Source organism: Nocardioides okcheonensis (assembly GCF_020991065.1).
Taxonomy (GTDB): domain Bacteria; phylum Actinomycetota; class Actinomycetes; order Propionibacteriales; family Nocardioidaceae; genus Nocardioides; species Nocardioides okcheonensis.
Window position 1 is genome coordinate 2585520 of sequence record NZ_CP087710.1, and the last position, 11854, is coordinate 2597373.

The 11854-nt window shown below is 73.8% G+C and carries 15 protein-coding genes; 10 read left to right on the forward strand and 5 right to left on the reverse strand.

The window, feature by feature from the left end:
- Window positions 1-96 precede the first annotated feature (96 nt).
- The 7 genes from LN652_RS12495 (at window position 97) to LN652_RS12525 (ending at window position 6111) form a co-directional block, all read left to right on the forward strand.
- A complete protein-coding gene (locus tag LN652_RS12495) occupies window positions 97-483 on the forward strand; it encodes a tetratricopeptide repeat protein (protein ID WP_230440959.1) in 387 nt (128 codons plus the stop codon).
- A 156-nt stretch (window positions 484-639) separates the two neighbouring features.
- Window positions 640-1437: a glycerophosphodiester phosphodiesterase gene (locus LN652_RS12500; protein ID WP_230440960.1), complete on the forward strand. Its 798-nt coding sequence runs from the start codon at window positions 640-642 to the stop codon at window positions 1435-1437.
- Between the two features lie 105 nt (window positions 1438-1542).
- Window positions 1543-1845: a metal-sensitive transcriptional regulator gene (locus LN652_RS12505; RefSeq protein WP_230440961.1), complete on the forward strand. Its 303-nt coding sequence runs from the start codon at window positions 1543-1545 to the stop codon at window positions 1843-1845.
- A 13-nt stretch (window positions 1846-1858) separates the two neighbouring features.
- Window positions 1859-2065, forward strand: a complete 207-nt coding sequence (locus tag LN652_RS12510) for a heavy-metal-associated domain-containing protein (protein ID WP_230440962.1) — start codon at window positions 1859-1861, stop codon at window positions 2063-2065.
- Window positions 2066-2070: 5 nt separating this feature from the next.
- Window positions 2071-3003 (forward strand): hypothetical protein, encoded by a 933-nt coding sequence (locus tag LN652_RS12515; RefSeq protein WP_230440963.1) that lies wholly within the window; start codon window positions 2071-2073, stop codon window positions 3001-3003.
- On the forward strand, window positions 2993-5323 hold the full coding sequence (locus LN652_RS12520) for a heavy metal translocating P-type ATPase (protein WP_230440964.1): 2331 nt from the start codon (window positions 2993-2995) through the stop codon (window positions 5321-5323). The genes LN652_RS12515 and LN652_RS12520 overlap by 11 nt, the downstream gene beginning before the upstream one ends.
- A 68-nt stretch (window positions 5324-5391) precedes the next feature.
- Complete coding sequence (locus tag LN652_RS12525) at window positions 5392-6111, forward strand: EcsC family protein (protein WP_230440965.1); 720 nt, start codon at window positions 5392-5394, stop codon at window positions 6109-6111.
- Window positions 6112-6346: 235 nt separating this feature from the next.
- Here the strand turns inward: LN652_RS12525 and LN652_RS12530 are convergent, their stop codons facing one another.
- Genes LN652_RS12530 through LN652_RS12540 form a run of 3 tightly spaced genes read right to left on the reverse strand, consistent with a single transcriptional unit; the run spans window position 6347 to window position 9104 of the window.
- Window positions 6347-7741: a CotH kinase family protein gene (locus tag LN652_RS12530; RefSeq protein WP_230440966.1), complete on the reverse strand. Its 1395-nt coding sequence runs from the start codon at window positions 7739-7741 to the stop codon at window positions 6347-6349.
- The gene (locus LN652_RS12535) at window positions 7738-8508 is read right to left on the reverse strand and encodes a polyphosphate polymerase domain-containing protein (RefSeq protein ID WP_230440967.1); all 771 of its coding nucleotides are present in this window, start codon (window positions 8506-8508) and stop codon (window positions 7738-7740) included. The genes LN652_RS12530 and LN652_RS12535 overlap by 4 nt, the downstream gene beginning before the upstream one ends.
- Window positions 8505-9104, reverse strand: coding sequence for a DUF4956 domain-containing protein (locus tag LN652_RS12540; protein WP_230440968.1), 600 nt, complete (start codon window positions 9102-9104; stop codon window positions 8505-8507). Before LN652_RS12540 ends, LN652_RS12535 begins: the two co-directional genes overlap by 4 nt.
- Window positions 9105-9191: 87 nt before the next feature.
- On the opposite strand from LN652_RS12540, the gene LN652_RS12545 reads away from it, so the two are divergent.
- A complete protein-coding gene (locus tag LN652_RS12545) occupies window positions 9192-9551 on the forward strand; it encodes a hypothetical protein (protein ID WP_230440969.1) in 360 nt (119 codons plus the stop codon).
- Entirely contained in the window at window positions 9548-9961 is a 414-nt protein-coding gene (locus LN652_RS12550; RefSeq protein ID WP_230440970.1) for a hypothetical protein, read from the forward strand. Before LN652_RS12545 ends, LN652_RS12550 begins: the two co-directional genes overlap by 4 nt.
- Here LN652_RS12550 and LN652_RS12555 read toward each other — a convergent pair.
- Window positions 9936-10355 (reverse strand): hypothetical protein, encoded by a 420-nt coding sequence (locus LN652_RS12555; protein WP_230440971.1) that lies wholly within the window; start codon window positions 10353-10355, stop codon window positions 9936-9938. The two genes, LN652_RS12550 and LN652_RS12555, sit on opposite strands and share 26 nt — an antisense overlap.
- A gap of 75 nt (window positions 10356-10430) precedes the next feature.
- On the opposite strand from LN652_RS12555, the gene LN652_RS12560 reads away from it, so the two are divergent.
- A complete protein-coding gene (locus tag LN652_RS12560) occupies window positions 10431-10733 on the forward strand; it encodes a hypothetical protein (protein WP_230440972.1) in 303 nt (100 codons plus the stop codon).
- Window positions 10734-10873: 140 nt separating this feature from the next.
- On the opposite strand, the gene LN652_RS12565 is transcribed toward LN652_RS12560, so the two are convergent.
- Window positions 10874-11851, reverse strand: a complete 978-nt coding sequence (locus LN652_RS12565) for a haloalkane dehalogenase (protein WP_230440973.1) — start codon at window positions 11849-11851, stop codon at window positions 10874-10876.
- Between the last annotated feature and the right edge of the window lie 3 nt (window positions 11852-11854).

Genomic DNA, 11854 nt, shown 5'->3' on the forward strand with positions numbered 1-11854 from the left:
GCGCGACGCGCCCGGCGGAATGCCTGCCGCGATCGGCGTGTTGGGAGGGGCACCATCGAAGGCACCGGGCCGACGTCAGTCGCGAGAGGAGCGACGATGACCGACTTCACTCCGTTCGAGGAGCTGCTCCGCGGACACGCGGGCCTGCTCGAGGACTCGACCCACGACCGCTGGGTCCGCGCCCAGGCGCTGTTCGAGGAGCGCGCCTACCGCGAGGCCGCCGTGCTGCTGACCGAGCTGCTCGACGACCCGGGCGACGTGCGCCACGAGCTCACCGACGTACGCCTGCTGCTGGCGCGCGCGCTCTTCCACTCCGCCCAGCTCGACGGCACGATCCGGGTCGCGACCGAGCTGCTCGACCACGACCCCAACGAGCCCTACGCCCACCTGCTGCTCGGCCGGGCCCTGCAGCGCAAGGGCCGGCGCGACGAGGCGCAGCCGCACCTGCGGCTCGCCGAGCTGCTGGGGGGCTACCGGAGCTGAGGGCCCCGTCCACGGTGGGGGTCGAGCGGACCAATGTCCGCTCGACCCCCGCCATGGCGTGCGTCCAGCGACCACGAGGGTGTCCTAGTCCGTCGGTCCGGTGAACACTCGCGAGCACCCGCGACAGCGGCCGGTCGGGGCGCTGATGCTGGACCCGTGACCAGCTACGGCGACCACACGGGACCCCTCGCCATCGCGCACCGCGGCGGCGCGGGGCTCGCCCCCGAGAACACCCTCGCCGCCTTCGGACGCTCGACCGCCCTGGGCCTGACCCACCTCGAGACCGACGTCCACGTCACCCGGGACGGCCACGTCGTCTGCTTCCACGACGCGACGCTGGCCCGGGTGACCGGGCACCCGGGCCGGGTCGCCGACCTGGACCTCGCCGACCTGCAGCGCCTGCGGGTGCACGGGAGCGAGCCGGTGCCGACGCTGGCCGAGGCGATGGCGGCGTTCCCGCAGGCGCGGTTCGCGGTCGACCTCAAGGACGAGCGGGCGATCGCGCCGATGGCCCGGCTGCTGCGCACGCGACCGGGCTGGGCCGACCGGGTGCTCGTCGCGGGCGCGTGGAACCGGTGGCTGCGGCGGCTCCAGGACGAGGCGCCGGGCGTGACGACGGCGCTGGGCTGGCGCTCGCTGACCTCGTTGGTCGCGTGCGCGCGCGGCGGCGTACGCCCGCTCGGCGTGCGGTCGGGCGCGTTCGCGCACGTCCCGCTGCGGCTCGGTCGCCTCCCGGTCCACTCCGAGCGGGTCATCGCGCGGGCCCACGACCTCGGCATCCGGGTCGTGGTGTGGACCGTCGACGACCCGGCGACGATGCGCTCGCTGCTCGACGCCGGGGTCGACGGGATCATCACCGACCGGCCCGACCTGCTGCGCGAGGTGCTGGTGGCGCGGCAGGAGTGGGTCCGCCCGGGCCCGTCGTCCACAGCCCCCACCTCCCTCCCCCGGTAGTCCGCTGCGATCGGCCGGTCCCGGGCCGGGATCCGCCGGTCGATCGCAGCGGACTACTGAAGGGGCCTGTTGAAACGCATACCCCCTAGGGGTATCGTCGGGAGCATGAGCGAGCAGCACGGCCACCTCGAGGGCAACGACGAGGCCAAGGCCGCCCACCTCAAGCGGCTGCGCCGCATCGAGGGGCAGGTCCGCGGCATCCAGCGGATGGTCGAGGACGAGAAGTACTGCATCGACATCCTCACCCAGGTGTCCGCGGCCACGAAGGCGTTGCAGGCCCTCGCGCTGTCGCTGCTCGACGACCACATGGCCCACTGCCTCGTCGACGCCGCCCGCCAGGGCGGGCTCGAGCAGGAGCAGAAGCTCAAGGAGGCCTCCGAGGCGATCGCCCGCCTCGTGAGGTCGTGAGAAGGAGACGCACATGAGCGAGACCACCACCTGGACCGTCACCGGCATGACCTGCGGCCACTGCGCCGCCTCGGTCACCGAGGAGATCTCCGAGATCGACGGCGTCGAGCAGGTCGACGTCGTCGTCGAGACCGGCGCCGTCACCGTCACCAGCGCCACGCCCCTCGACGAGTCGGCCGTCCGCGCCGCCGTCGAGGAGGCGGGGTACGCCCTGGCGTGACGACCATGAGCACCCCGGTCCGCGTCGTCGCGTTCGTCGCCGCCCTCGCCGCCGCCTTCGCGGTGGCGTGGGGGGCCGGTCGCGTGGTCGGGCCGGTGGAGGCCGAGCCGGCCCCGGCCGCCCACGACGGCATGGCCGACCCCGCGCACGCCGGCGGTGACGACCACGCCGGAGACGACCACGACGGCCACGACGGGGCGGTCGCCGACGCGACCGGGCTGACCGCGCAGACCGACGGCTTCACCCTCGACCTCGCCGACCGCGAGCTGCCCGCCGGGCGCACGCGGCTGGCGTTCCGGGTGCTCACCTCCAGCGGCCGCCCGCTGCTCGACTACACCCGCGAGCACGAGAAGGACCTGCACCTCGTCGTCGTGCGCCGCGACCTCACCGGCTTCCAGCACGTCCACCCGCGCCTCGACCGCGCGAGCGGCACCTGGTCGGTCGACGTACGCCTCACGCCGGGCGTGTGGCGCGTGATCGCCGACCTGACCCCGGAGGGCTGGGACGGCATCACGCTCGCCGACGACGTGTCGGTGGCCGGCGACTACCGCCCGGTGGCGCTGCCCGACGACGACCGCACCGCCGAGGTCGGGGCGTACGACGTCACCCTCGCCGGCGAGACCGCCCCCGGCGCGAGCACGGTGCTGGCCGCGAGCGTCGAGCGCGACGGCACCCCGGTGAGCGACCTCGAGCCCTACCTCGGCGCCTACGGCCACCTCGTCGCGATCCGCGCCGGCGACCTGGGCTACCTGCACGTCCACCCCGAGGAGGGCGCGCCGGGACCGATCGACTTCGCGACCGCGTTCCCGACGCCGGGGACCTACCGGCTGTTCCTCGACTTCAGGCACGGCGGCAAGGTCCGGACCGCGGCGTTCACCGTCGTCTCCGGCGGCGCGCCGTCGGGCGACCACGACGCGGAGGGTGGCCATGAGCACTGACACCGCACCCGGCCCGACGACCGACGTCGAGCTGGCCATCACCGGCATGACCTGCGCGTCGTGCGCGAACCGGATCGAGCGCAAGCTCAACAGGCTCGACGGCGTCACCGCGACGGTCAACTACGCCACCGAGAAGGCGAAGGTGTCCTACCCCGGCACCGTCTCCACCGACGACCTGCTGCGCACGGTCGAGGCCGCGGGCTACGCCGCCGCGCTGCCCACCCCGCCGGCGTCCGAGGAGGCTGCCGACGACGTCCCCGAGCGCGACCCGCTGCTCCAGCGGCTCCTCGTCAGTGCGGTGCTCAGCGTGCCCGTCGTGCTGCTCGCGATGGTGCCGGCCTGGCAGTTCACCTACTGGCAGTGGGCCTCGCTCGCGCTGGCCGCGCCCGTCGTGGTCTGGGGCGCGCTGCCCTTCCACCGCGCCGCCTGGACCAACCTGCGCCACGGCGCGACCACGATGGACACGCTCGTGTCGGTCGGCGTGCTCGCCGCGTTCGGCTGGTCGCTGTGGGCGCTGTTCCTCGGCACCGCCGGCGAGCCCGGCATGACCCACCCGTTCCGGATCTCGGTCGAGCGCACCGACGGCGCGGGCAACATCTACCTCGAGGCCGCCGCGGGCGTGACCACCTTCCTGCTCGCCGGACGCTGGCTCGAGCACCGCTCCAAGCGGCAGTCGGGCGCCGCGCTCCGGGCGCTCATGTCGCTGGGGGCGCGTGACGTCGCGGTCCTGCGCGAGGACGCTTCTGGTGGGCAGAGCGAGACGCGCGTCCCGGTCGACCAGCTCGCGGTCGGCGACACCTTCGTCGTACGCCCCGGGGAGAAGGTCGCCACCGACGGCACCGTCGTCGAGGGCACGAGCGCGGTCGACGCCTCGATGCTCACCGGCGAGTCCGTGCCGGTCGAGGTCGGTCCGGGCGACGACGTCGTCGGCGCGACCGTCAACGCGGGCGGGCGGCTGCTGGTCCGCGCGACCCGCGTCGGCGCCGACACCCAGCTCGCGCAGATGGCGCGCCTGGTCGAGGACGCCCAGAACGGCAAGGCCGAGGTGCAGCGCCTCGCCGACCGGGTCTCCGGCGTCTTCGTGCCGGTCGTGATCGGCCTGGCGGTCGCCACGCTCGGCTTCTGGCTCGGGTCGGGCGGCGGCGCGACCGCTGCCTTCACCGCCGCCGTGTCGGTGCTGATCATCGCCTGCCCGTGCGCGCTCGGCCTCGCGACGCCGACGGCGCTGATGGTCGGCACCGGCCGCGGCGCCCAGCTGGGCATCCTGATCAAGGGTCCCGAGGTGCTGGAGCAGACCCGCCGCGTCGACGCGATCGTGCTCGACAAGACCGGCACCGTGACCACCGGCGAGATGACCGTCCACGAGGTCGTGGCTGTGCAGGGCGAGTCCGTCGACGACGTACGCCGCCTCGCAGCCGCGCTCGAGTCGGCCTCCGAGCACCCGATCGGCCGGGCCATCGCGGCGTACGCCACGGTCCCCGCCCCCGCCTCCTCCTCGGTATCTACGGACGTTCCGGGTGGCCAGGACGCCGTCTCCCACCCAGAACGTCCCGGACTACCGGCCGTCGAGGGGTTCACCAACCGCGAGGGCCTCGGCGTCGAGGGCGTCGTCGACGGCCACGCGGTCGTCGTCGGGCGACCGAGCCTGCTCGAGGACTGGTCGCAGCCGCTGCCGGCCGACCTCGCCGCGGTCGTCGACCGGGCGCAGGCCGGGGGGCTGACCCCGGTCGCGGTCGGCTGGGACGGTCGCGCCCGCGGCGTGGTCGTCGTCGGCGACACCGTGAAGCCGACGTCGGCCGAGGCGGTCGCCCGGCTGCGCGACCTCGGGCTGACGCCGGTGCTGCTCACCGGCGACAACGAGCGCGCCGCGCGCCACGTCGCCACGCAGGTCGGGATCGACGAGGTCGTGGCCGACGTGCTGCCGGCCGACAAGGTCGCGGAGGTCGAGCGGCTGCAGGCCGCGGGCAAGGTCGTCGCGATGGTCGGCGACGGCGTCAACGACGCGGCCGCGCTCGCCCGCGCCGACCTCGGCCTGGCGATGGGCACCGGCACCGACGTCGCGATCGAGGCCAGCGACCTCACCCTCGTCCGCGGTGACCTGCTGGTCGCGGTCGACGCGATCCGGCTCTCGCGGCGCACGCTCGCGGTGATCAAGGGCAACCTGTTCTGGGCGTTCGCCTACAACGTCGCCGCGCTCCCCCTGGCCGCCGCGGGGCTGCTCAACCCGATGCTCGCCGGCGCCGCGATGGCGTTCTCCAGCGTCTTCGTGGTCACCAACTCGCTGCGGCTGCGGGGCTTCCGCTCGGCGATCGCTGGTTGACGTACGAGGAGGGCTGCTCACCGCTGCGGGCGGGACGGTCGCTGGGGCGGGACTCCTACTGTGTGCCCATGGGACTCAAGGACCTCATCACCCCGGGCTCGTCGGAGACCGAGAAGACCCGCGCCGCGCTCGAGGCGGCGCAGGAGCAGGACGACCCGGGCGCCATCGACCGCCTGGTGTCGATGCTGGTCGAGGCCGGGCTGAAGGGCCGCGGCCCGCTGCGCCCGGCCGAGGAGGTCGCGCGTGACGCCCTCGAGAAGGCCGGCGGCGACACCGACAAGGCGATCTCGGCGCTGGCCCGCCGTGCCACCGCGACCGGCGCGGCCGGCGGGTTCCTCACCGGGGTCGGCGGCTTCGTGACGATGCCGGTCTCGCTGCCGGTCAACGTCGCGGAGTTCTACCTCCTCGCCACTCGTATGGTCGGCGCCATCGCCACGCTCCGCGGCTACGACCTCGCCGAGCCGCGGGTCCGCACGGCGGTCCTGCTCACCCTCGTCGGCTCCGACTCCGACGAGGTGCTCAAGAAGGCCGGGATGGCGTCGGCTGGCTCCCGCGCGACGACGTACGCCCTCAAGGGGCTGCCGCCGGCCGCGCTGATGGTGGTCAACAAGGCGGTCGGCTTCCGGCTGATGCGCGGCGTGAGCGAGAAGGTGCTCGCCCGCTTCGGCCGCGGGATCCCCTTCGCCGGCGGTGTCGTCGGCGGCGGCATCGACGGCTTCATGATGAAGAAGATCGCCGACCAGGCGATGAAGGAGTTCCCGGCCGTCGGCGGCGACCAGCCCGCCTGACCCCGGCGCCGGGCTCGTCCGCCCCCTCCCGTCCACACCCCCTCCCGTCCACACCCCCTCCCGTCCACACCCCCTCCCGTCCACACCCCCTCCCGTCCACACCCCCTCCCGGTAGTCCGCTGCAGTCGGCCGGTCAGACCGGGGCTGGGACCGGCCGTTCGCAGCGGACTATCGGCGGGGGTGTGGACAGTCGGGGTCGTGGGGAGTCGGGGTGGGCCGAGGCCGCGTGCGCACCTCAACCACCGAGGGTCGAGCGGATCGCGTCGGCCTCCTCCTGCACCGTCGCGGCGTCGACCAGGTCGCCGGCCTGCTCGGTGAGCACCGCGACCCGCGCGGCGAGGACGTCCTCGGCGAAGCCGCTGTCGACCAGCTCCGCGGTCAGGTCGGCCTTCGCCTGCTCGACGAGGTCGGCCCACGCGTCCACCGCGGTGAACCGCTCGACGAGCACGTTGGACCCGCCGCCCGGACCGCCGGCACCACCTCCGGGCCCGCCCTCGGGGCGTACGCCGTCGGTCGGCATCCCGCTCGGCAGGTCGGTCGGCATCCCGCTCGGCAGGTCGGTCGGCATCCCCTCGGGCATCCCCTCGGGCATCCCCTCGGGCCTCTCGCCGTCACCACCGGGGAGGCCACCGGGGAAGCCACCCGGACCCCCGCCACCCGGGCCGCCGCCCTGACCGCCGCCCGGCGCCCCGCCGAAGGCGAGGTTGTGGTCCCACGCCACGACGGTGAACCCTCCGGACGTCGCGTCGTAGCGCAGGTAGGAGTTGTTGCCCGGCCCGTCGATGTCGTCGAAGTTGTCGACGAGCTCCTCGAAGGCGAGGTAGCGCGCGAACGCCTCGACGTCGAGGTGCGAGGCGAGCTCGGCCTCGAAGTCGGCGTCGCTGCTGTTGTTGAGGAAGTCGAGCAGGTCGATCAGCGGCGTGAGGTCGTCGTCGCCGGTCTCCTGGTCGAAGACGTCGGTGTAGGCGTCCGGGTCGTCGCCGCGCCACGACCAGTCGCCCTCGGCCTCGGACTTGTAGAGCAGGCCGTCGGTGGAGAAGTTCTCCGCCTCCCACGCCTCGTCGAGGTCCTGCACGACCAGCCGCAGCCGCGCACCGGAGCCGTTGACGCTGAACGCCGTCGAGATCGCGTGCTCGCTGGCCAGTCCGGCCTCGGCGAGCAGGTCGAGCGCGACCGCCTCGTTGAGCGCGGTCTCCGAGCTGTTGGACCGCACCACGAACGACGTCCAACCCTCGAGCGACTGCCCGTCGACGAACTTGTCCAGGCGGATCATCCACGGCAGGTCGGCCGGGTCGGAGTCGTCGGAGACGCCGCGCAGCGAGGAGTTGCCCTTGAGCCGGATGCCGACGCGCTCGTAGGTCTCGCCGTCGATGGTGACCGTGGCCTCGACCCAGTCCTTCTCACCCGACTGCTGGTAGGTGTCGATCATCGTCGCGACCGCGTCCGGGTCGACCTCGATCCCGATCTCGTGGAGCCGGGACTCGTCCCAGACACCGGTGCCGTCGGCCACGTCCTTCGCGGCGGTCGCGACCGCGGCGGTGGACGCGGTCGGGTCCGACGAGGAGCACCCGGCGAGGCCGAGCGCGGCGACGACCGCCCACGCGGCGACGCCGGTCGTGCGCCGCCTCATGCGAGCACCCCCGCGTCGAGGGTGAGGTGGTCGGCGAGGTGCCGCGAGGTGACGCGGTGCCAGCGGTTGCCGGGCAGCCCGGGCGTCAGCAGTGCCAGCCCGGTGCCGTACTTCGAGATCCGCACCGGCCGGTGCCCGAGCTCGCGGAGCCGGCGGTCGAGCGGACCGGGGGCCATCGACGCCGACTTCGTCTCGACGACGAGGACGTCGGCGACCTCGGCGGTGCCGTGCCCGGACACCCAGCGCAGGTCGCGGTCGACGGTGGCGCGGCCGGCGCCGGCGGGGAGCAGCAGGGTGCTCCGGGCGTACGCCGTGTGCAGCGTGGGGACGAGCCCGCGGGGTTCCACGTGGAACACGTGCGCGGCGGCGAGCCGCTCGGAGACCCAGTCGGAGGCGGCGCCGGCGACGTCGGTCCCGTCGTGCGGCAGCCGCTCCTTGACGGTCGCGCCGCGGCGGCCGCGGGTCTTCACCTCCAGCCAGCACTCGCCGGTGTCGGCGTAGGTGCGGGTCCGCACCTTCCAGCGGCGCCGGCGGGCGTGAGCGGCGCCGGTCCACGAGTCGAGCGCGACGGTGTCGAGGTAGGTCGACTCGTAGCGCGACCAGCGCCGGCCCTCGACCTCGAGCGCCCGGAGGCCCGGGATGCCGGTGAGGACGGCGTCGAGGTCGGCGACGGGGACGACGTACTTCCGGTCGACTCGGGTGAGCAGCGCGGCCGCGGCGTTGAGCTCGTCGAGGCCGACGGCGGGGAGGTCGTGGAGGGCGTTCATCGGGTCAGCACCGCCGCGTCGTGGCGCTCGGCGCTGGGCATCGCCGGCGCGGGTGTGGGCGCGTAGTGGACCTCGACGGTCGTGGTGTCGTTGACCAGGTCGACGCGGATCGGGGTCACCCGGGTGACCCGGGCGTCCAGGAGCAGCTCGAGGCGCTCGACGAGGGTCGGCTCGTCGGTGATCGCGGAGTCGAGCACGACGACCTGCCGCAGCCCGGTGCGGTGCAGCAGCCGGCTGTCGGCGGCGGCGAGCACCCCGACCAGCGCGGCCATCAGCGTGATCGACAGCGCGGTGTCGCCGGTGCCGAGGCCGCCGATCAGGCCGATCGCGAGGGCCGCGAAGTAGTAGGCGATCTCGTGCTGGCCGAGCTCGTCCGAGCGCAGCCGGATGATCGACAGCACGCCGAAGAGCCCCAGCCCGAGGCCGACCGTGGCCGCGCTGCTGGACAGCACGATCGTCACCGACAGGACGCCGACGTTGACCGCGACGAACGCGGTGACGAGGTCGGCGCGGCGGTGGCGCGGGTAGTAGACGGCGAGGGCGAGCACCAGGACGGCGAGCAGGTCGACGCCGGCGAGCAGGTAGGTGGGATTCATGCCGCGAGGTTCGCGCGTGGACCTGTCGCGAACCTGCACCGAACCTGTGGCCGGTCTATGAGCAGCCCTCTGGGAGAATCAGACCTCGTGGACGGACCCCTCCCCCTCGTCGTGCTCGCCGCCTCGCTTCTCTTCGCGGTGGTCGTGCTGGTCTACGTCGTGCTCGACCGCACGCCCGACTGGGGCCTGCTCGGGTTCGCGGGCCTGATCGAGGCCGCGACGCTGGTCCTGCTGGTCGTCGCGGCGGTCCAGGTCGGCGGCGTCGACCTCTCGGGCGGCGCGACCGTCACGCTCTTTGGCTACCTGCTCGCCGGGCTCGTCCTGCTGCCGATCGGCTTCGTCTGGTCGCTCGCCGAGCGCAGCCGCGGCGCCACCGCGGTGCTCATGGTCGCCGGCCTCGCGCAGGCGTTCGTCATCCTCCGCGTCGAGCAGGTGTGGCCCTCGTGAGCGCGTCGACCAAGTCCGGCGCGGGCCGCGCGCTCGTCGCGGTCTACGGCGTCTTCGCCCTCGCCGCGACCGCGCGCTCGCTGGTCCAGCTCGGCACCAAGGCCTCCGAGGCGCCGCTGGCCTACACGTTGTCCGCGATCGCCGCGCTGGTCTACATCGCCGCCACCGTCGGACTCGCCGAAGTCGGCCCCTCCCCCCGCCGCCTCGCCGTCGCCGCCGTCGGCTTCGAGCTCGTCGGCGTGCTCACCGTCGGCACCCTCACCCTCCTCGACCCCGAGCTCTTCCCCGACCAGACCGTGTGGTCGGACTACGGCGCCGGGTACGGCTGGCTGCCGCTGGTCCTGCCGTTCGTCGGGCTCGCGTGGCTGTGGCGCACGAGGACGGTCAGGCACCCCTCAAGGCCTCGCTGAGCAGCGGCACGCCGAGCTCGCACCGGTCGACGTGCCGGTCGATCGCCGTGAGGATCATCGTCCGCATCGAGGCGACCTTGTCGCTGCCCTCGAGCAGCAGGTCGGCCGGGTAGCTGACGTTGAATCCGCCGTAACCTCGTCGCCCTGACACGCGGGTGACGTCGTTGATGGTCACGCCGAGCGAGCAGTCGGCCGACGCGGCGCGGTAGTCCTTCACCCAGGTCGATCCCTCGGGCAGGTCGTCCACGATCCCGCGCCAAGCGTCGCGCTTGGCCTCGTGCCAGCCGTCGACCTCGACGATCTTCCCCCGGTCCCCGTGGTCGGCGACGACGCGGTAGAGCCGCATGCTGATCCACGCGGTGCTGATCGGTACGAAGTAGTCCTCGGGCGACATGGGCGCAGGCTAGTGCGCATGGGTGACACCCGCCGGGGAACGGGAAGGGACCACCACCGACGAGGGGACCCGCCCATGACCGACCCGGACGAGACGACCGACAAGCCTGCGACCGAAGCCCGGCGCGGTACGCCGAACGCCGACGGCCCGGAGGGCGCGGCCGGCGGCATGGGCTCGAGCAGCGAGTGGGTCGGCCCGACCGGACCCGGGCAGGTCGGGGCCGACGGCCTGCGCGACACCAGCGTCGTCCAGGCGCCCGACGACGTACCGCCGGAGCAGGACGAGGGCGGCGACGAGCCGCAGCCGGAGGGCATCGTGCCGAAGGCCGGCTATCCGAGCCTCGACCCGCGCAGCAAGGACAAGCTCTACCAGCCCTGACCGAAAACTTTCGGTCAGTCGAAGTCGAAGATCGAGTGGCCGTCGGAGAAGTGCAGGACGTGGCGGCACTGCAGCTGCTGCTCCATCACGATCCCCCTGTCGTCGGTGCGTACGTCGGCCGACAGTAGCGAGGACGAGTCCTACGCGCGGGTGACCGCGCCGGGCACGACGTCCGCGACGATCCGGCCGAGCTCGGTGCCGGCGTCCTCCTGCAGGAAGTGACCGGCGCCGCGGATCGTCGGGTGGTCGAGGCCCTGCGTGCCGGGGACCAGCTTGCGCAGGATCGGCGCCATCGCGCCCGTGATCGGGTCGCTGTCGCTGAAGGCGACGAGGAACGGCAGGTCGCTCCTCGACAGCACCTCCCACGCCGCCCGGTTGGCCTCCGTGGCCGGGTCGTCGGGACGCGTCGGTACGAGCGTGGGCAGGGCGCGGACGCCCGCCTTGGTCCGCTCCTCGGGGAAGGGCGCGTCGTACGCCGCCCGCACCTCGTCGGACATCGGCCGCACGCAGCCGGCCGCGACCAGCCGCCCGACGTCGACGGTCTCCGCGGTCTCGACCGCACGGCGGAACCGCCACCAGACCTCCGGCATGTCGAAGTCGCCCGTCGGCAGCCCGGTGTTGGCCGCGACCACCCGACTGAACCGGTCCTGGTGCTCGGCGACCAGGCGCAGCCCGACCAGCCCGCCCCAGTCCTGCCCGACCATCGTGACCTCCCGCAGGTCGAGGTGGTCGAACGCCAGCTCGCGCGTCCACTCGACCAGCCGGGCGAACGAGTAGTCGTCCGCCGACAGCGGCTTGTCGGAGCGCCCGAACCCGACCATGTCCGGCGCGACGCACCTGATCCCGCGGTCGACGAGCACCTCGATCACGTGCCGGTAGAGGAACGACCACGACGGCTCGCCGTGGAGCAGCAGCGCCACCGGCCCGTCCGCTGGCCCCGCATCGACGTACGCCATCCGCAGCGTCCCGCCGTCGGGGTCGGCCACCTCGACGTACGCCGGCTCCCACGGGAAGTCCGGCACGTGGTCGAAGGCGTGGTCCGGGGTGCGGTAGACCTCCATCGCGCCAGTCTGGCAGCAGGTCTCGAGGAGGGGGTGCGCCCAGGCGCGGTGGGGCATCGC

Bases quoted from the DNA above. Each gene is read 5' to 3' on its own strand.
- LN652_RS12495 (WP_230440959.1), top strand. From the start codon at position 97: ATGACCGACTTCACTCCGTTCGAGGAGCTGCTCCGCGGACACGCGGGC.
- LN652_RS12505 (WP_230440961.1), top strand. From the start codon at position 1,543: ATGAGCGAGCAGCACGGCCACCTCGAGGGCAACGACGAGGCCAAGGCC.
- LN652_RS12510 (WP_230440962.1), top strand. From the start codon at position 1,859: ATGAGCGAGACCACCACCTGGACCGTCACCGGCATGACCTGCGGCCAC.
- LN652_RS12515 (WP_230440963.1), top strand. From the start codon at position 2,071: ATGAGCACCCCGGTCCGCGTCGTCGCGTTCGTCGCCGCCCTCGCCGCC.
- LN652_RS12520 (WP_230440964.1), top strand. From the start codon at position 2,993: ATGAGCACTGACACCGCACCCGGCCCGACGACCGACGTCGAGCTGGCC.
- LN652_RS12525 (WP_230440965.1), top strand. From the start codon at position 5,392: ATGGGACTCAAGGACCTCATCACCCCGGGCTCGTCGGAGACCGAGAAG.
- LN652_RS12530 (WP_230440966.1), bottom strand. From the start codon at position 7,741: ATGAGGCGGCGCACGACCGGCGTCGCCGCGTGGGCGGTCGTCGCCGCG.
- LN652_RS12535 (WP_230440967.1), bottom strand. From the start codon at position 8,508: ATGAACGCCCTCCACGACCTCCCCGCCGTCGGCCTCGACGAGCTCAAC.
- LN652_RS12540 (WP_230440968.1), bottom strand. From the start codon at position 9,104: ATGAATCCCACCTACCTGCTCGCCGGCGTCGACCTGCTCGCCGTCCTG.
- LN652_RS12555 (WP_230440971.1), bottom strand. From the start codon at position 10,355: ATGTCGCCCGAGGACTACTTCGTACCGATCAGCACCGCGTGGATCAGC.
- LN652_RS12560 (WP_230440972.1), top strand. From the start codon at position 10,431: ATGACCGACCCGGACGAGACGACCGACAAGCCTGCGACCGAAGCCCGG.
- LN652_RS12565 (WP_230440973.1), bottom strand. From the start codon at position 11,851: ATGCCCCACCGCGCCTGGGCGCACCCCCTCCTCGAGACCTGCTGCCAG.